At 72.4% G+C, this 17,927-nt stretch carries 17 protein-coding genes; 9 read left to right on the top strand and 8 right to left on the bottom strand.

Going from position 1 to position 17,927, the window contains the following annotated elements; all coding sequences use genetic code 11:
* The first annotated feature begins 273 nt into the window (after window positions 1-273).
* Window positions 274-978 (top strand): lysophospholipid acyltransferase family protein, encoded by a 705-nt coding sequence (locus tag ABD844_RS14710; RefSeq protein ID WP_344877109.1) that lies wholly within the window; start codon window positions 274-276, stop codon window positions 976-978.
* Between the two features lie 70 nt (window positions 979-1,048).
* On the opposite strand, the gene ABD844_RS14705 is transcribed toward ABD844_RS14710, so the two are convergent.
* Window positions 1,049-1,510, bottom strand: a complete 462-nt coding sequence (locus ABD844_RS14705) for a MarR family winged helix-turn-helix transcriptional regulator (protein ID WP_344877107.1) — start codon at window positions 1,508-1,510, stop codon at window positions 1,049-1,051.
* Window positions 1,511-1,592: 82 nt separating this feature from the next.
* On the opposite strand from ABD844_RS14705, the gene ABD844_RS14700 reads away from it, so the two are divergent.
* On the top strand, window positions 1,593-2,018 hold the full coding sequence (locus ABD844_RS14700) for a DoxX family protein (protein ID WP_344877105.1): 426 nt from the start codon (window positions 1,593-1,595) through the stop codon (window positions 2,016-2,018).
* 13 nt (window positions 2,019-2,031) lie between these two features.
* On the opposite strand, the gene mmuM is transcribed toward ABD844_RS14700, so the two are convergent.
* The 4 genes from mmuM to ABD844_RS14680 all read right to left on the bottom strand — a co-directional run bounded on the left by mmuM (window position 2,032) and on the right by ABD844_RS14680 (window position 7,018).
* Window positions 2,032-2,898: a homocysteine S-methyltransferase gene (gene mmuM, locus ABD844_RS14695; RefSeq protein ID WP_344877103.1), complete on the bottom strand. Its 867-nt coding sequence runs from the start codon at window positions 2,896-2,898 to the stop codon at window positions 2,032-2,034.
* Entirely contained in the window at window positions 2,899-3,726 is an 828-nt protein-coding gene (gene otsB, locus ABD844_RS14690; RefSeq protein ID WP_344877101.1) for a trehalose-phosphatase, read from the bottom strand.
* A gap of 197 nt (window positions 3,727-3,923) precedes the next feature.
* Window positions 3,924-6,362, bottom strand: coding sequence for a VIT domain-containing protein (locus ABD844_RS14685; RefSeq protein ID WP_344877099.1), 2,439 nt, complete (start codon window positions 6,360-6,362; stop codon window positions 3,924-3,926).
* Window positions 6,359-7,018 (bottom strand): helix-turn-helix domain-containing protein, encoded by a 660-nt coding sequence (locus ABD844_RS14680; protein WP_344877097.1) that lies wholly within the window; start codon window positions 7,016-7,018, stop codon window positions 6,359-6,361. The genes ABD844_RS14685 and ABD844_RS14680 overlap by 4 nt, the downstream gene beginning before the upstream one ends.
* 142 nt (window positions 7,019-7,160) lie before the next feature.
* Between ABD844_RS14680 and ABD844_RS14675 the strand changes: the two genes are divergently transcribed.
* The gene (locus ABD844_RS14675; protein WP_344877095.1) at window positions 7,161-7,628 is read left to right on the top strand and encodes a Dps family protein; all 468 of its coding nucleotides are present in this window, start codon (window positions 7,161-7,163) and stop codon (window positions 7,626-7,628) included.
* A 215-nt stretch (window positions 7,629-7,843) separates the two neighbouring features.
* Window positions 7,844-8,866: an alkaline phosphatase PhoX gene (locus tag ABD844_RS14670; protein WP_344877093.1), complete on the top strand. Its 1,023-nt coding sequence runs from the start codon at window positions 7,844-7,846 to the stop codon at window positions 8,864-8,866.
* Window positions 8,867-8,879: 13 nt separating this feature from the next.
* On the opposite strand, the gene ABD844_RS14665 is transcribed toward ABD844_RS14670, so the two are convergent.
* A complete protein-coding gene (locus ABD844_RS14665; protein ID WP_344877091.1) occupies window positions 8,880-9,473 on the bottom strand; it encodes a TetR/AcrR family transcriptional regulator in 594 nt (197 codons plus the stop codon).
* 129 nt (window positions 9,474-9,602) lie between these two features.
* Here ABD844_RS14665 and ABD844_RS14660 point away from each other — a divergent pair, with 129 nt between their 5' ends.
* Window positions 9,603-11,834 carry an MMPL family transporter gene (locus tag ABD844_RS14660; RefSeq protein ID WP_344877089.1) on the top strand — a complete coding sequence of 744 codons (2,232 nt, stop codon included), beginning with the start codon at window positions 9,603-9,605 and terminating at the stop codon, window positions 11,832-11,834.
* Here the strand turns inward: ABD844_RS14660 and ABD844_RS14655 are convergent.
* The gene (locus tag ABD844_RS14655) at window positions 11,803-12,651 is read right to left on the bottom strand and encodes a bifunctional helix-turn-helix transcriptional regulator/GNAT family N-acetyltransferase (RefSeq protein WP_344877087.1); all 849 of its coding nucleotides are present in this window, start codon (window positions 12,649-12,651) and stop codon (window positions 11,803-11,805) included. The two genes, ABD844_RS14660 and ABD844_RS14655, sit on opposite strands and share 32 nt — an antisense overlap.
* 94 nt (window positions 12,652-12,745) lie before the next feature.
* Here ABD844_RS14655 and ABD844_RS14650 point away from each other — a divergent pair, with 94 nt between their 5' ends.
* From ABD844_RS14650 to ABD844_RS14640, 3 genes are all read left to right on the top strand, one after another.
* Window positions 12,746-13,663, top strand: a complete 918-nt coding sequence (locus tag ABD844_RS14650; RefSeq protein ID WP_344877085.1) for a lactonase family protein — start codon at window positions 12,746-12,748, stop codon at window positions 13,661-13,663.
* Between the two features lie 52 nt (window positions 13,664-13,715).
* Window positions 13,716-15,113 (top strand): N,N-dimethylformamidase beta subunit family domain-containing protein, encoded by a 1,398-nt coding sequence (locus ABD844_RS14645; protein WP_344877084.1) that lies wholly within the window; start codon window positions 13,716-13,718, stop codon window positions 15,111-15,113.
* Window positions 15,114-15,290: 177 nt separating this feature from the next.
* Window positions 15,291-16,316 (top strand): 6-phosphofructokinase, encoded by a 1,026-nt coding sequence (locus tag ABD844_RS14640; protein WP_344877083.1) that lies wholly within the window; start codon window positions 15,291-15,293, stop codon window positions 16,314-16,316.
* A gap of 180 nt (window positions 16,317-16,496) precedes the next feature.
* Here ABD844_RS14640 and ABD844_RS14635 read toward each other — a convergent pair whose 3' ends face one another.
* A complete protein-coding gene (locus ABD844_RS14635; protein ID WP_344877081.1) occupies window positions 16,497-17,420 on the bottom strand; it encodes an MHYT domain-containing protein in 924 nt (307 codons plus the stop codon).
* Window positions 17,421-17,532: 112 nt separating this feature from the next.
* Here ABD844_RS14635 and ABD844_RS14630 point away from each other — a divergent pair.
* A partial coding sequence (locus tag ABD844_RS14630) for a DUF5931 domain-containing protein (RefSeq protein ID WP_344877078.1) occupies window positions 17,533-17,927 on the top strand: 395 nt, incomplete at its 3' end.

Below are 17,927 nucleotides of genomic sequence, written 5' to 3'. Positions count from 1 at the left end.
TCTGTCCGCAGACAGCGCCCGCCGAGCTGAGAATGTCCGCAGAGCTGAGAATGTCCGCTGACGGTTTGCTGAACGTCTTCGTCGTCCGTGCACACTCACAGTGCCCGCATACGCTGACAGTAGACAGTGTTGGCGAGAGGTTCGTGAGAGACGGCGTTCGCAGGAGCGTTCGCAGCGGTTTCGGCGACAGCGCTCGGATCGTGCTCGACAATGCTCATAGGCCGCTGCTCGCAGGCGACGCCGCCGAGGAAGTGCGCAGGAAGAGGTGCCAGGGTGTTCTACTGGGTGGTCAAGGCCATCTTGGGGCCGTTCCTCCGCCTCGTGTTCAGGCCGTGGACCGAGGGCGGCGACAACGTGCCCAAGCAGGGGCCCGCGATCCTGGCCGGCAACCACCTCTCCTTCGCCGACCACTTCTTCGGCCCGCTGCAGATCCGCCGCAAGGTCATCTCGCTGGGCAAGGCCGACTACTTCACCGGCCGGGGCGTCAAGGGTTTCTTCACCCGGCTGTTCTTCAGCGGGGTCGGCACCGTGCCGATCGACCGCTCCGGTGGCAAGGCCAGCGAGGCGGCGCTGCGTACCGGCCTGCGCATCCTGCGTGAGGGGCACATCCTGGGCATCTACCCCGAGGGCACCCGTTCGCCCGACGGCCGCCTCTACAAGGGCAAGACCGGCGTGGCCCGGCTCGCCCTGGAGTCGCGGGCGCCGGTGATCCCGTGGGCGGTGATCAACACGTACGAGATGATGCCGCCCGGGAGGCCGCTGCCCAAGCTGGGCATCCGGCCGGGTGTGAAGTTCGGCAAGCCGCTCGACTTCTCCCGCTATTACGGGATGGAGGACGACCGCCTGGTGCTGCGCGCGGTGACCGACGAGATCATGTACGCGCTGATGGAGCTGTCGGGCCAGGAATACGTCGACAAGTACGCCGCCAGCGCCCGGGTCGAGATGGAGCGCGCCGCGCGCGCCGCGGCCAAGGGCTGACCGCCCGCCAAGGCCCCGTGCTGGGCCCGTGCTGGGCCCGTGCTGGGTTCCGTGCGCCCGCCGGAGGCGGTCACACGGAGGAACGTAAGCCCTCCTCCGTCTTCCTCATGGCGCTCGTCATCGCGTGCAGCTCGTCGCGGCTGAGCCGGTCGATCAGGTACGCGCGTACGACCTCCACGTGACCCGGCGCCACCCGTTCCAGGCAGCGCCGGCCCCGCTCGGTGAGCACCGCCAGCACGCCCCGCTCGTCGGACGGGCAGGTCGCCCGCTCCACCAGGCCCGCCTTCTCCAGCCGGTTGACCTGGTACGTCAGCCCGCTCTTCGACACCACGACGTCCCTGGCCAGCTCGGTCATGCGCATCTGCTGCCCGGGCGCCTCGGAGAGCACGACGAGGATCTCGTACTGCGGGTGCGTGAGGCCGGCCACGGCCTTGAGCTGCTCTTCGATTCGGCGTTCGAGCAGGTGGGAAGTGAACAGGAAGGCACGCCACGCGGCCATCTCCGTCGTGTCCAGCCATCGGGGGTCCGTCACCGATACAGTGTACTGTCGTTCGAATTTGAACATTCACTGCTAGAGTGGTCGTTCGAATCTGAACAACACTCGAGGAGACGGCATGGTGGACCAGGCGCGTCCCGTCGTACTGCTGCTGGCCAGGATCGCCATCGGGGCGATCTTCCTGGTGCACGGCTACCAGAAGTTCGCGACCATGGGCATCGCGGGCACGACGAAGTTCTTCGAATCCGTCGGCATCCCGCTGGCCGGGGTCGCGGCCCCGGCCGTGGCCGCTCTGGAGGTCGTGGGCGGGGTGGCGCTCATCCTCGGGGCCGCCCTGCCGATCGTGGGCGTGCTGCTGGCCCTCGACATGCTCGGCGCGATCGCCTTCGTCCACGGGGCCAACGGGCTCACCGGCGAGAGCGGTTACGAGCTGGTGCTGGCGCTCGCGGCGGCCAGCCTCGCCGTCGGCTTCACGGGCGGCGGCGCCCTGGCCCTCGACCGGGCCATCCTGCGCCGCCGCAGCACGGCCCCGGTCACCGCCTGAGCCTGCCGGTCGTTCAGGACAGGTGGGCGCGGACCTGTCTGATGTGCTCCGGCGTCGTCCGGCAGCAGCCGCCGATCAGCGACGCCCCCGCCCGTTGCCACTCCTTGGCGGCCTGGCCGTACTCCACCGGGTCGGCCAGGCCCAGCCAGCGGCGGCGGTCGGCGTCCCACGTCTCGCCCGAGTTCGGGTAGACCACCACGGGCAGCCCGCCCGACAGGCACGAGATCAGCCCGGGGATGTGGCGCGGCGCGGTGCAGTTCGCGCCGACGGCCACCACCTGCGGGTTGCCGCCGAACAGGGCGGCGGCCTGGCGGATCGGCGTGCCGTCGCTGAGCCGCTCGCCGTCGCGGCACGAGAAGCTCACCCACGCCTTCACCCCCGGCGTGTCGCTCAGCAGCCTGGCCAGGGCCCGCGCCTCGGGGTAGGACGGTATGGTCTCGCAGGCCAGCAGATCGGCCCCGGAGTCGGCCAGGATCTCCCAGCGGGGCAGGTGCCAGGCGTACAGGCCGTCCTCGTCGAGGTCGTAGTCGCCGGTGTATTCGGCGCCGTTGGCCAGGAAGGCGCCGTACGGGCCCACCGAGGCCGCCACCAGCCCTCGCCCCGCCTCGTCGCGGGCCTGCCCGGCCAGCTCGACCGACAGCCGCAGCAGCCGCTCGCCCTGCGCCGCGCCGATCCCGTGCCGCGCGAAGCCCTGGAGCGTGGCCTGGTAGCTCGCGGTGGTCGCCACGTCGGCGCCCGCCGCGAAGAAGCAGGCGTGCGCGCGCCGGATCAGCTCGGGCTCGGCCGGCAGCAGCCGCGCCGACCACAGCTCGTCGCGCAGATCCGCGCCGAGTCGTTCGAGCTGGGTGGCCAGCCCTCCGTCGAGGACGAGTGTCGTCACCTATCCAGGGTACGAGCGCGCCGATCTGCCCGGGAACGCGCCGATCACGTGGTCGAGCAGGTCGGGGGTGTCCTCGGGCGCGCTGACCGTGAAGTCCGCCCGCCTGGCCAGCTCGTCGCCCGTCTCCCCGTTGGCCACCGCGACCCGCACCCCCAGGAACGCCGGGTCACGCAGCTCCCTGTCACGCAGCACGTCGAACGCCCGGCCGTCGGACAGGTCGTCGCCGAAGTACCAGGCGCGGGTGAGGGTCTCGGCCTCGCGTTCGACGACCGTGCCCTTGTCGTGCTCGACGGGGGGACGCAGCTCGACCACCATGCGGCCGTACTGCTCGCGCAGGCCCAGCTCGGCCGCCTTGGTCGAGGCCCAGCGCTCCACCGCGCCGCGCAGCGCCGGGGCCGTCCGGTAGTGCAGCGCCACGAGCAGCGCCTTGTCCTCCACCAGCACTTCGCCGGGCAGGTCGCGCAGGGCGTCGGCCGCCAGGTCGCGCATGAGAGGGGCCCAGGGCCGGGCCTCGGCGTCGGTGCGCACCTGGCCGTCGACGACGGTCTGCATGCCGTACAGGCCGTACAGGCGCACCTGCGGCACGGCGGCGAACCGGTCGGACAGGAACGCGGCCGGGCGGGCGGAGACGATGGCGACCCGGCTCACCAGCCCGGCCAGCACCCGCAGCCGCTCCACCGCCCCGGGCACCGGGAACACGGCGGCGGGATCTCGCAGGATGGGGGCGATCGTGCCGTCGAAGTCGAAGAAGAAACCGGACTTCGCGCTCTCCGAGACGGTGGCGGACACCGCGTCGGCGAAGCGGAGCGGGGCGCGAGAGGTCGCCATGCTCAGTGACGATAGAACAGCCCGGCAGGCTCGGGTAGACGCCGGGAAGTAAACTCCACCGCCCTTGATCCGCAACGGCGCACCGGCCGGTACGCGGCCTCAAGGGGGCCGCGCCCGGGTCGTCGAGCGTCGGCCTCCGGCTGGTCGGGCGGGCGGCCGGGTGCGCGTCCTGCGAGGGGCGCGCACCCGGTGGCCGGTCAGGAGCGTTTCCAGAAGGGGCCGCGCCGGGTGCCGCCGGAGGGCCCGGATCCGGGCGGCGGCGTGCCGTGGTCGCCGACGAGCCCCTTCAGCACCTCGATCGCGCGGTCGTGCAGCGCCCGCGCGTCCGCGCCCGGCCGTTCGGCCGCCTCCAGCTCGCGGGCCAGCCCTTCCAGCTCCGCGTTCCCTCCGAGGTAGGCCGCCAGCGCCGCCAGCCGCGTGCCCAGATCCGCCAGGTACAGCACGTCGGGCGCGGGCAGCGCCACGAGCCGGTCCAGCTCGGCCACGAGCTGGGGCCGTACCGACTCCGGCCGTCCCCCGGCCCCGCGCCTGCGCAGCGCCGGTCCGCCGGGCGCCCCCGGGCCACCGGCCAGTGGCGGCCTGGGCGTCCCGGCGCCGGGCCTGCCGAACACCGGCCCGCGACCACCGGAGATCGGCCCCTCGAACGCCGGGCCGCCGTCCTGCGGGCCACCGGCCATGAACCCCTGATCCGCCCCCTGATCAGCCCCCTGATCAGCCGCGTCCGGCCCGAGACCGGGCTCGGGCATCCGCATCCGGGACGCGGGGGCCGGAGCGGCGGCCAGCATGACGTTGGCGGTGAACCCGCCCATCGCCGCTCCGGCGCGCGGCGGCTCCCAGCCGCTCGGCGGCTCGACCGGCTGGATGACGCGGTGCTGCGGCCCCTCGCCGGCGACCTGCCGGGTGTCCACCGCCACGTACGCGGTGAACCGGCAGAGCACGCCGTGATCGAGCGACGTACGCACGATCCGGGGCTCCAGGTCGTGCTCGCCCATGGCGTACCGGTCCTCCAGCTCCCGCAGGTGCGCGCGGGCCCAGACGGCACGTATGGCCGGATTGTCCACCGTCACCCCGGCGACCTGCCTCTCCCACGGCCCGTCGGCCGCGAGCCCGCGCACGGTGACCGAGGCGCCCTCGCGAAGCCGCCCGTACGCGCGCAGCGGCACGCCAGGGAAGATCGACCCGAGATGGGTGACGGTGCCGGGCTCGACGTCCAGGCCCTTGAGCGACAGGTCGGTGACCAGAGGAGCGCCGATCCGGCGGTGGATGTGCTCCATGGCGGCGTCGAGCCGGTCCTCCGACTCGACCAGCTCGCACCGGCCCGCGCCGAGCCCGGCCAACCGGCCGAGGAACCCGGCGTTCACGGCCCGGTCGATGCCGACCGTGTGCACGCGCATGGCCGACAGCGCGCCGCCCGCCTGCTCCAGGATCTGGTCCTCGTTGCCGACCTGTCCGTCGGTGACCAGCACCACCACGCGCTCGCGGCCGGCGGTCCGGCCGTCCAGCAGCGCGATGGCCCGGCGCAGCGGCTCCAGCAGCTCGGTGCCGCCCCGGGCGTCGACCCGCGACAGGTGCTCGACCGCGCGGTAGCGGTTGCGGTCGGACGCCTCCACCAGCCCCTCGAACGCCTCCTCCACCACCGAGTCGAACGTCAGCACCGCGAACCTGTCCTGCGGCGTCAGCGTGTCGACGATCCGCGCGGCGGCCCGGCGGGCGCAGACCATCTTCCAGCCGCCCATGCTGCCGGAGCGGTCGAGCAGCAACACCAGGTCGCGCGGGGTGCGGGTGCCCTCCAGCGCGGGAGGCAGCACGGTCAGCGCGAACGTGCCCCGGCCGTCGAGCTGCAACGCCGTGGAGGCGTCGAACGACAGCCGCAGGACGAAGTCACGGTCGAGCCGCTCGCCGGGGCGCAGCCGTACGGTGTGGCGCTCGTCGTCGCGGGTCTCCTCCACGACGTGCAGGCTGGAGGCCAGCTCGCGCAGGTCGAGCCCGGCGGCGTCGACGGTGGCGGTCAGCGACAGGCGTACCGGATCGGGGAAGCCGGGCAGCAGCACGGGCGGGCTGATCCGGGAGGCGTCGGGCACGGCGTCGGTGTCGGGCGCGACGCCGTCACCGGCCGGTGGGCCGTCGATCGGGCTCCCCGGGATGTAGCGCGGGGCCACGACCAGCGGGAACCTGAACGTGGCCGCGCCGTCCTCGTACGGGAGGGGCTGGCTCATGGTGAGCTTCACCGAGACGCGCTCGCCGGGCAGGATGTTGCCCACCCTGATCGTGAACACGTCGGGCCGGTCCTCCTCGGCGATGGCCGCCCGCCTGCCCTCGCGCAGCGCGCGGTCGTAGTCGGCCCTGGCCTGGCCGCGTTCCTTCAGCACGCCCTCGATCACGCGGTCGTCGGCCTCCATGCGGAACGCGGTGACGGCCGCCCGGTCGGGGAGCGGGAAGACGTACGTCGCCTCTAGGGTGACGTCGAACGGGTTCCTGAACCCCTGGGTGACCTCCACCCCGGCGATGAGGCCCGAGATGGACGCGGCCACCTCGACGCTCTCCAGCGGCAGGTTGCCGCGCTCGGTCAGCAGCGCGCCGAACCCGGCGTCCGGCACCGGCAGGCACCGCGCGGGCTCCAGCGAAGTGATCCTCATGTCAGCTCCCTCTCTTCGAGCACCGCGAGCAGCGGCCCCGCCGCCGCCAGCACCGCCTGGACGTCCTCCTCGGACGGAACGCGGCCCGCGTCCAGCACCAGCCGCACCCCGCCCGCCAACCTGATCCCGCTCACGACCCCGCCCCCCGGCCCGTCGGCGGCCGGGTCAGTTCCCACGCGCGCCGCGTCGTGGGCGGGGGCGTCGTGGGCGGGGGCGGGGGCGCTGCCGCCACCCGGCCGCTCGGCCCAGAACCGCCCCCGCCGCACCTCACCGTCACCCTCACCCGACCCGGCCTCGGTGCCACCCACGCCCGCTGTGTCGGACGGTGCCGCCGGGGCGGGGTCGCCCAGCCCGGCGGCCGTCTCCAGCATGCGGTCGGTCGCGCCCGCCAGCACCGCCTGGATCTCGGCGATCGACCGCCCGGACGCCTGGAGCCGCTTCACGGCGACGAGTTGCAGCAGGTGGCGCCGCCCGTAGCGCGCGGTCCTGCCGCGCCTGGTCAGCGGCGGGTCGACCAGCCCGATGGTCGTGTACCACCGGATCAGCCGGGCTCCCGGCACGTCGCGGACCCGGCCGTTGGCAGGAGGCGGCGCGCCCGCGCGCAGGGCGCGCGCCGCGTGCTCGGCCAACTCGCCGATCGTCCAGGTGTCGCTCATACCTTCACGATGACACTGTCACTATTACACTGTCAATAATACTTAGGGACAGTGAGCTACAAGACACCGCAAGGTCGGAAGAACCGCACGTCCAGCGTGGTTTTTCCCTGTGTAAAGTCCGACCGACGGGGAGGAACCACACATGGCAGCCATCACCGGCCCACTCTCGGGCGATGCCAGGAACACCGTCGTCGAGGCCCTCCAGGGCGCGCTGGTCGATCTCATCGACCTGTCGCTGGTCGCCAAGCAGGCCCACTGGAACCTCATCGGCTCCCACTTCCGCCCGATCCACCTCCAGCTCGACGAGGTGACCGAGCTGGCCAGAACCCACATGGACACCATCGCGGAACGCGTCGTCGCCCTCGGCGGCAATCCCGACGGCCGCGCCGCCACGGTCGCCCGTTCCACCAAGCTGCCACAGCCGGAAGGCGGCTGGCTGGACGACGGCAAGGTGGTGGCGACCGTCACCGACACCCTCGACGGCATCAGCAGGCGCATGTACGAGCGCATCCGGGCCACCGACGAGCCCGACCCCGTCAGCCAGGACCTGCTGATCGCCGTGGCGCAGGACATCGACAAGCAGCACTGGATGTTCCAGGCCCAGCGCTGAGCCACCGCGAAGAGCCCGGGCCACGGCCCGGGCTCTCGCACGTCCGGACGCCTCCGAGGCGCACGTCAGGACGCCTCGGAAAGGTACGCGGAACGCCACCGGCCGCAGCCCGCCCGGCGGGCCCCGCAGGGGTTTGCGCAGAGTTTGATGTCGCGAGTCCCTGCCATTCATGTCGGTGCGGTCGACTAGCGTGGCACCTAGAGGGAGGCCCCACGATGTCGCACAAGACTCTCCTCCGCACGGGCCCGCTCTTGCCGGGCGGCATCAGCCCGTACGGACCGCTCGGCCTGCCGGGCTCAGACGGTCTCGCGCTGCCCGCCGGGTTCACCGGCAGGGTCGTGGCCCGCTCGGGTCACAAGGTCGCCGGTCTGACCTGGCACGCCGCCCCCGACGGCGGCGCCTGTTTCCCCGACGGCGACGGCTGGATCTACGTGTCCAACTCCGAGCTGCCGCTGCTCGGCGGCGCCTCGGCGCTGCGCCTGCGCGCCGACGGCAGTGTCGCCGACGCCTACCGCATCCTGTCGGGCACCGACCTCAACTGCGCGGGCGGGGCCACGCCGTGGCACACCTGGCTGTCGTGCGAGCTGGGCCACCGGGGCCGCGTCTTCGAATGCGACCCGTACGGCGCGCGCGCCGCGCGTCCCCGGCTGTCCATGGGCCGGTTCAAGCACGAGGCCGCCGCCTGCGACCCCGAGCGGCGCGTGATCTACATGACCGAGGACGAGCCCGACGGCTGCTTCTACCGGTTCCGGCCGAGCGACTGGGGCGACCTGACCGAGGGCACGCTCGAGGTGCTGTGCTCCTCCGGCCACTGGCAGGTGGTGCCGTCGCCGGCCGCGCTGCTCAAGGAGGCCCGCCACCAGGTCGACGACGCCCGCCACTTCGACGGCGGCGACGGCTGCCACTACGCGGGCGGGGTCTGCTACTTCACCACCAAGGGCGACAGCGGCCTGTGGGCGTACGACGCGCACACCTCGACGCTCGACCGGCTGGGCGCCGGCGTGCGCGCCATCACCGCCGCACCCTCCGGCGACCTCTACGTCGCCAGGGAGCGCCCCGAGATCGACGTGATCGCCCCCGACCGCGCGGTCACCCCGTTCCTCAGGCTGGAGGGGCACGACGGCGCCGAGCTGACCGGCCTGGCCTTCTCCCCGCGCGGGGACCGCCTCTACTTCTCGGCCCGGCGCGGCCGCACTGAGGGCTACACCTTCGAGGTGGCCGGCCCCTTCCGCCCCTAGCCACCCGCCGGGCTCAGCTCAGGTAGCGCACGAGCATGAGTTTCAGCTCGGCCACCAGCTCCGCCGACCGGTCGGGCGCGGACGACGTGATCATCGGCATCACCGCCTTCACCATGGCCAGCGCCATCGTCCCCATGAGCCGCGCGCGATCCTCCGGCAGGCCGGGGGCCCGGCGCCGCAGCATGGCCGCGAGGTGCCCGGCGATGTCCTCGTGCAGCCGCTGTGAGGCCGTCGCGAGCCGGTCGCCGGTCGCCGTCCCGTAGAGCAGCGACCAGTAGGCCGGTGAGGCGCTCTTGAACTGCACGCTCTCGTCCACGAGCCGGGACACCAGCGCCTCCAGCGGGACCTCGGGCGTGACGGCGGCCAGCCGCGCGGCCCAGAACTCCTCCCGGTCGACGGTGTAGCGGGCCACGAGCCCGTCGAGGAGCTCCTCCTTGTTCCTGAAGAACTGGTACAGCGTCCCCGGCGACACCCCGGCTCGGGCGGCGACCTGGTTCGTGGTCAGCTCCGGGTAGCCGGTCTCGGCGATCACCAGTTCGGCGGCGTCGAGGATCTCGGCCATGCGCCTGAGGCCGCGCGCCTGCCTGCGGACCGTGCGTTCAGCCATGAGTCCCCTCGTTGACAAATACGAGCATTTGCTTGTATTTCTGGTGGCGACGTAAAACACGAGTAGTTTACCGAGTTTTGGGGGAGAGCCCATGACAAGCGTGCCCGAGAGCGCCCGGGTGGTGCCGGCATGGCGGTGAACACGCGGGCCCGTCCCGCCCACCAGGCCGGCCCGGGTGGCCCGCCCCTGCGCAGGCTGGGGTTCCTGCTCGTACGCCGCCGCAGACTCGTCCTGTCTCTGGCGTTGGCCCTGCTGATCGGCGCGGGCGTGCTGGCGGCGGGGGCGGTGCCGGGGTTGTCGCTGGCCAGGTTCGAGGCCCCGGGCTCCGAGTCGGACCGGGCGCAGGCCGAGCTGGTCGAACGGTTCGGCACGGGCAGCCCCGACATGATCTTCCTGGTGACGGCCAGGAGCGGCACCGTGGACGACCCGGCGGTCGAGGCGGCGGGCCGGGCGCTGACCGAGCGCGTGGGCAGGGCGGAGGGCGTGGCCGAGTCCGCCTCGTACTGGACCCGCGGCAAGCCCGCCACCCTCCGCAGCGAGGACGGCAGGCACGCCCTCATCGTCGTACGCATCCCGGGCGACGCCGACCACGTGCGCGCCGAGGTGCTGCCCAGGCTGGTCCCCGAGATCACCGGGGGAGCGGAGGGCGCCGGGCCGCTGCAGGTGCGGGCCGGGGGCGGGGAGGAGGTGTTCCGCGAGACCGTGCCGCTGGCCAGGCAGGACTTCGTCCGGGCCGAGCTGGTCATCTTCCCGCTGGCGTTCGTGCTGCTCTGGCTCTACCAGCGGCGTGCCATGGCGGCCCTGGTGCCCATCCTGGCCGGGGTGTACGCGATGGTGATCGCCCTGGCGCTGCTGAGCGGGGTCCTGGCGTTCACCGAGATCTCCACGTTCGCGCTCAACCTGGTCCTGGCGATGGGGCTGGGCCTGGGCATCGACTACTGCCTGTTCGTCGTCCAGCGCTTCCGCGAGGAGACGCACGACGGTAAGGACCGGGCGGCGGCGGTGGCCGGGGCCGTCGAGCACGCGGGCAGGACGGTGCTGTTCAGCGGCCTGACCGTGGCATCGTCGCTGGCGGTGCTGTTCGCGTTGCCGTTCGACTTCCTGCGCTCCTTCGCCTATGCCGGCATCGCGGTCGTCGTCGGCGGCCTCGTCGCGGCGGTCGTCGTGCTGCCCGCCGTGCTCGCCTCGATCGGCGGCACGATGCTGCCCAGGCGGGCCGCGCGCGAGCGGGGCGGGCCGGAGCGGCGGGGCGGGTTCTGGCACGGGCTGGCCACGCGGGTGATGCCGCTGCTGCTGGCCGCCGGGCGGCTGGCCACGGCGCTGCTGCTGGTGCTCGCCTCGCCGTTCCTCGGCCTGCGCTTCGGCGTGGCCGACGACCGCATCCTGCCGCCGGAGGCGCCGTCGCGGCAGACGCAGGAGATCATCCGCCAGTCGTTCCCCGCCGAGGAGACCGACGCGATCCAGCTCGTCTCCAGGGACGCGGCGGCCGGTGACGTCTCCGCGTACGCCACGGCCCTGTCCAGGCTGCCCGGCGTGGCCCAGGTGGACTCGGCGGCGGGCTCGTACGCGGGCGGCACTCGCGTGGGCGACGGCGAGACCGCCAGGTTCCAGGGGGAGGGCGCCTGGCTGTCGGTGGTGCCGTCGGCCGAGGCGCTGGCCGACGACCCCGTACGCCTCGTCGAGGCCGTACGCACGGTCGAGCCTCCCTTCGAGGTGCTGGTCGGCGGCTACCCTGCCGAGCTGTCGGACTACCGGGCCTCCGTCGTGGACCGCCTCCCGCTGGTGCTGGCGCTCATGCTGGGCATCACGTTCCTGGTGTTGTTCCTCATGACCAGGAGCATCGTCATCCCGCTCAAGGCGACCCTGCTGAACGTGCTCAGCCTCGGCGTCATGTTCGGCGCCCTCGTCTGGATCTACCAGGACGGCAACCTGTCGGGCCTGCTCGGCTTCACCCCCACGGGCACGCTCGACCCGAGCATCCCGATCCTGATGCTCTGCGTCGCCTACGGCCTGTCCATGGACTACGAGGTCTTCCTGCTCTCCCGCATCAAGGAGGAGTACGACAGGACCGGCGACACGGAGGAGGCCGTGGCCACGGGCCTGCAAAGGGGCGCACCGCTGATCACGGCGGCCGGTGGCATCCTGGCGCTCACGTTCGCCGCCTATGCCACGGCGCAGGTGATGTTCGTGCAGATGCTGGGGGTGGGCATGGCGGTGGCCGTGCTGGTGGACGCCACCGTGATCAGGGCGGTGCTGGTGCCGAGCCTGATGCGGCTGGCTGGGCCGCTCAACTGGTGGCCGAGCGGCCGTCCGAGCGGGGTCGCGGGGACTACAGATCGCGTGACCACACCTGCTCGGTGACCTCGATCCCGTTCTCCGTGCCCTTCTCCTCCGACTCCAGCTCGAACCCGGCTGCCTGGTAGATGCGCCGCGCGCTCACCAGGCAGTCGCGCGTCCACAGGGTGATCCGCTTGCAGCCCTCGGCCCGCGCGTGCCGCAGGCACTCCTCCACGAGCCGCCGCCCGAGGCCCAGCCCGCGGGCGGACGGCTCGACCAGCAGCATGCGCAGCCTGGCCGTCGTGTCGTCCTCGCGCACGCAGAACACGCACCCGGCCCGCTCGCCGTTCACCTCGGCGATCCAGCCGGCGTCGCGGGTGAGGTCGAGGCCGCCCACGATCCCGGCGACGAGCTGCTCGAACGCGGTGCCCCAGCCGTACTCGGCGTTGTAGAGCACGCCGTGCCGGGAGACGACCCAGCCCAGGTCGCCGGCGCTCGGGGGCCTGATCACGTACGGCTCGCGCTCCCGCGTCCCGTCCAGCAGCCCGCGAATCGCCGCCATGCTGGACACCAGCCGCTGCTGCTCCTCCTCGGCCAGGCCGTCGAGCAGGCGCCCGATCTCGTCGGCGGAGAGCCGGTCGAGCCGGGCGAAGACCTCGGCGCCCGCCGGGGTGAGCCGGACGAGCTGCCTGCGCGCGTCGGCGGCCGAACGCTCGCGCACGACCAGCCCGTCCCGCTCGAAGCGGGCCAGGATCCTGCTGAGGTAACCCGCGTCCAGGCCCAGCAGGCCGCGCAGCCCGCCGGTCTCGGTGCGCTCGGCCTGCGCCAGCTCGAACAGCACCCGCACCTCGGTGAGCGAGTACGGCGAATCGAGCATCCCCGCTTGGAGTGCCCCGATCACCTTCGTATAGAACCGGTTGAAGGCTCTGACCTCAGAGACCCTTGCCTCAGTCAACGAACTCATCGCCCCAGCCAACCACAGGAGGAACCCCGCTGTGAAGCACCTGCGCATAGGCGGATACGGCCCGGGAATCGTCACGATCGGCGACGGCGGCCTGGCCCGCCTCACCCGGGTGGCGTCGCCGTCGTTCCTGGCCGCCCACCCCACCCTGCCGATGCTGTACGCGGCCGGCGAGCTCGAACGCGGCTGGCTGACCGCCTTCCAGGTGGTCGAGGAGGAGCTGAGCCCCCTGGACGAGCGGCCCAGCGAGGGGCACACCCCGTGCCACGTCGCCGTGGAGCCCGGCGGCGCCCTGCTCGCGACCGCCAACTACGGCGACGGCACCGCCACCCTCTACCGCCTCGACGAGCGGGGCGCGTTCGCGGGGGAGCCGATCGTGCTGCGCCACAAGGGCTCGGGCCCCGACCCCGCCCGCCAGGAGGGCCCGCACGCCCACCAGTGCGTCTTCCACGACGGCGTCCTGCACGTCGCCGACCTCGGCACCGACGAGATCCGCCGCTACCGCTACGACGGCACCCCGCTGGAGCCCGTCCGGATGCACCCCGGCGCCGGTCCGCGCCACTTCGCCTGCTCCGGCTCGCGCCTGTACGTGGCGGGCGAACTCGACGGCACCGTCACCCTCATCGAGGGCGAGCGCCGCACGGTCGTCCCCGCCTCCCGGCAGGGCGGCGACAACGCCATCTCCCACCTGCAACTCGACGGCGACCACGTCTACGTCGCCAACCGCGGCCCCGACACGATCTCCGTGCTGCGCGCCGCCGACCTGTCGCATGTCGCCGAGGTGCCCTCGGGCGGCGACTGGCCCCGGCACTTCGCCATCGAAGGCGACCGCCTGTACGTGGCCAACCAGCACTCCGGCACCGTGACCGTCTTCGCGCTGCGCGACGGGGTGCCCGCGCCGGTGGGGGAGTCGTACGAGGTGGAAAGCCCGGGCTGCGTGCTGATCATGTAAGGAGTTCGCCAAGTCGCGAACCCGCCCGGCCCGCCGCGCCGACCATGGGCTCGTGCGCAAGATCATGCTCGTACTCGTCCTGCTCCTGCCGGTCGGCGGCTGCGGCGAGCCGCCCACCGTCACACCGCCGCCCGAGCGGGCGGCGCCTGCCCCGGCTCCCAAGGCCCCGGTAGCCGGAACGCGGCCGGAGGCGGGCACGGACGTGCAGGAGTCGTGGCGGATCGGCCGGCGCGGCGCCGAGCACGAGATCGAGGGCTACGCCGACCGGGTGAGCGTGCTGCCGGGCGAGCGCTTCCGGCTGCACGTCTCCACGACCGCGCCGCGCTTCACCGCCCGCGCCTTCCGCATGGGCGCCAACCCGGCGCGGGTGTGGGAGTCGGCGCCGGTCAGGGGCGCGCGCCAGGCCCCGGCCAGGCTGGTGGACGGGACGGTGAGCGCCGCCCATTGGTCGCCGTCGCTGACCGTGGACACCAAGGGCTGGCCCGAGGGCGCGTACCTCATCAGGCTCGACGCCTCGTCCGGCGGCCAGCGTCATGTCCCCGTGACCGTGCGCTCGGCCTCCACCGCGGGACGCGTGGTGATCGTGAACGCGGTCACCACCTGGCAGGCGTACAACCTGTGGGGCGGGCGCAGCCTCTACGAGGGGCCCGGCGGGTTCGGCGACCGTTCGCGGGCGGTCACCTTCGACCGGCCCTACGACGGCGGCGGGGCCCGGCTCTTCCTCGACTTCGAGAAGGAGGCCCTGGCGGTGGCCGAGCGGAGCGGGGTGCCGCTGGCGTACCTGACGAACCTCGACCTCGTGCCGGGCGCGCTGGACGGCGCCCGCGCGGTCGTGTCGCTCGGCCACGACGAGTACTGGTCGCCCGGCATGCGCGAGGTCGTCACCCGGGCCCGCGACCACGGCACGAACCTCGCCTTCCTCGGCGCCAACGCCGTCTACTGGCGCATCGCCATACAGGGCAGGAAGGTCGCCTGCGACAAGGAACGCCTGTGCCGGTTGTGGCGCGAGTCGCGGCCGGAGAGCTCGCTGGTGGGCCAGATGTACGACTGCTTCCCCGCCGACGGCGTCTACCGGGTGAGCAGGCCCGGCCACTGGATCTTCGCGGGGACGAAGGGGCGGAGCTTCCCCGGGCTCGTCGGCGTGGAGACCGACCGGGTGTCGCGGGGCTCGCCGGAGGGGGTGAAGGTCCTGGCGGAGTCGCCGTTCTCGTGCGGCGGCCGGCCGAGCGTGGCGCACAGCACGTACTACACGGCGCCGAGCGGGGCTGGGGTGTTCGCCTCGGGGACGATGCGGTGGGTGTGCGGGCTGCGCGGCCGGCGCTGCGGCCACGGGGTCACCGAGCCGGCCGCCGCCTTCACCCGGCGGGCCACGCTCAACCTGCTCACCCGTTTCGCGGCGGGCCCGGCGGGCAGGGCTCCTCAGGCGGGGACTCGGAGCGGGGTGCAGTGAAGGGCGGAGACGCGGGGCAACGCCGCCGTGATGGTGAAATTTCCGTCACTTCATCGGCAAGAGCAGGTTTAGTCGCGAAGCCTGGCGTTTGGTCTAGACCATTGCCTGTGAGGTTGGGCACAATGCGATTCTGACCTCAAAGGTTTGGTTCGTGACCCCAATCGGGAGGAACCCGCCATGCGTATTGGAGTGCTCACCGGAGGCGGCGACTGCCCCGGCCTCAATGCGGTGATCAGGGCTGTGGTGCGTAAGGGGGTGAGCGTCTATGGTCACGAGTTCGTCGGCTTCCGTGACGGCTGGCGCGGTCCCCTGGAAGGCGACACGATGCCGCTCGACATCCAGGCCGTACGCGGCATCCTGCCGCGTGGCGGGACGATACTCGGCTCGTCCCGCACCAACCCGATAAAGATCGACGGCGGGGTCGACCGGATCAAGGACAACCTGGCCGCGGCCGAGGTGGACGCGCTGATCGCCATCGGCGGTGAGGACACCCTGGGCGTCGCCAAGCAGCTCTACGACCGCGGCGTGCACGTCGTGGGCGTGCCCAAGACCATCGACAACGACCTGTCGGGCACCGACTACACGTTCGGCTTCGACACTGCGGTCAACATCGCGGTGGAGGCCATCGACCGGCTGCACACCACCGCCGAGTCCCACCACCGGGCGCTCATCTGCGAGGTCATGGGCCGCCACGCGGGCTGGATCGCCCTGCACGCGGGCATGGCGGGCGGCGCGAACGTCATCCTCATCCCGGAGAAGCCGTTCGACATCGACCAGGTCTGCGAATACGTCGAGTCCCGCTTCCGCACCAACTACTCGCCGATCATCGTGGTGGCCGAGGGCGCGCACCCGATCGAGGGCCAGATGGAGCTGCAGACGGGCACGCTCGACGCCTTCGGCCACGTACGCCTGGGCGGCATCGGCGAGGTGCTGGCCAAGGAGATCGAGAAGCGCACCGGCAAGGAGGCCCGCACCACGGTGCTCGGCCACATCCAGCGCGGCGGCACCCCCACGGCCTATGACCGGGTGCTGGCCACCAGGTTCGGCCTGCAGGCCATCGACGCGGCCCACGAGGGCGACTACGGCAAGATGGTCGCGCTGCGCGGCACGGACATCGTCAGGGTGGGGCTCGACGAGGCCACGGCCGAGCTGAAGACCGTGCCGGCGTCGCGGTACGCCGAGGCCGAGGTGTTCTTCGGCTGAGTGAAAGCGGCTTGCAAGCGGGCGGCCGTACCTTCGGAGACAGCGGGGTTACCGCTACAACCCCCTCCGGGTACGGCTTGCGCCGCAACGAGTCGGCGGCCCACTTCGCGTCGCAAGCCGTACCCTTCACAGGTCGCTCAAGGGCGGGCGGAAGCGCGGCCCGTGCCGTGCCCCGCGCGACTACCTTCGCCGCGTAGGCAACGGCTGCTGCTGCATCGGCTGCTGGTGCTGTTGCTGCTGCATCTGCTGGTGCTGTGGGTGCTGTTGCTGCTGCTGCTGGTGGCGCGGGGTAGGCGCGGGGTAGGTGAGCTGTTGCTGCTGGGCGGTACGACGGCGGAGTTCGAGCTTGGCGACGAGTTCCGCGTCCTCGTGCAGCTCCTCCTCCGAGGGCGACAGGATCACCATGAGGAGCATGGTCAGGGTGATCAGGCTGATGACGGTCATGAGCGGGACGAGGAAGTCGAGCGCGTCGGCCCCGGAGACCACGCCGGGCTCGGCGTCCACGGTGACGTGCATGGCGAACATGCCGGTGAAGTGCATGCCGGAGACGGCCACGCCCATGACGAGGGCCGCGCCGGTGATCCAGATGGGCTTCTTGACCCGCAGGGTGAACCACAGGGCCACGGTCGCAGCCACCACGGCGATGCCGACGGAGGCGGCGACGGTGATGCGGTCGTAGGAGACGCGGGCCGACATGTTCATGGCGTACATGCCGAGGTAGTGCATGGAGGCCACGCCGAGGCCCGTGAGCAGGCCGCCGCCGAGCAGCGACAGCACGCGGCCGCCGCCGTAGGAGACCAGGAAGAGTCCGGTGCCGACGACCACGATGGCCACCAGGGCCGAGCCCGCGGTGAGCCAGACGTCGTACTTGATCTGGGTGCCCTCCACCTCGAAGCCCATCATGGCGATGAAGTGCATGACCCAGATGCCCGTGCCGCCGATGGAGACGGCCGCGCCGAGCAGCCACCGCACGCGAGAGCCGCCGCGCGAGGCGTGTGCCTGCGCGGTGAGCCGCAGTCCGAGCATCGAACCGATGCAGGACATGACATATGCGAGTAACGGCGTGATCAGTCCGTAGGTGAAATGATTCACAGCGGAAGGCATCTATCGGTTCCTTGCATTAGGGGTCGTCGGATTCTGACATCCCGAATGTCCCTATCGCATAGATACTTCCACTATCTGTCAACGCCCCTAGTCGGGAATATGAGAAGGGCTCATGGCTATCGAGGGGCCGTTCTGGCGGGCGATCGCGGTCTACCGGGTGGCGTCGCTGGTCTACGCGGCGCTGCTGCTGGCCCAGCACCGCGGCTACGCGCAGCCCGTGCTCGGCTGGCTGGTCATCGGGGTGATGGCGGCGTGGACGGCGGGGGCGACGTACCTCTATTCCGGTCCCGTCTCCAGACGGTGCCCGGCCTGGGCGCGGCGGCGGTGGCCGCTGCTGGGCGCCGACCTGGGGGTGACGATGGCGTGCCTGCTGGCCAGCCCGTACGTGGAGGGCGAGCGGCTGGAGGCGGCCGGCACCATGCCCGTGCCCGCCACCTGGGTGGCCGCGCCCGTGCTGGCCTGGGCCGTCCACGGCGGACGGCGGGCGGGCGCGCTGGCGGCGGCCGT

Origin of the sequence: Nonomuraea antimicrobica, from assembly GCF_039536965.1 — a bacterium.
Lineage (GTDB): Bacteria > Actinomycetota > Actinomycetes > Streptosporangiales > Streptosporangiaceae > Nonomuraea > Nonomuraea antimicrobica.
This window is presented reverse-complemented; position numbering and strand designations above follow the sequence as displayed.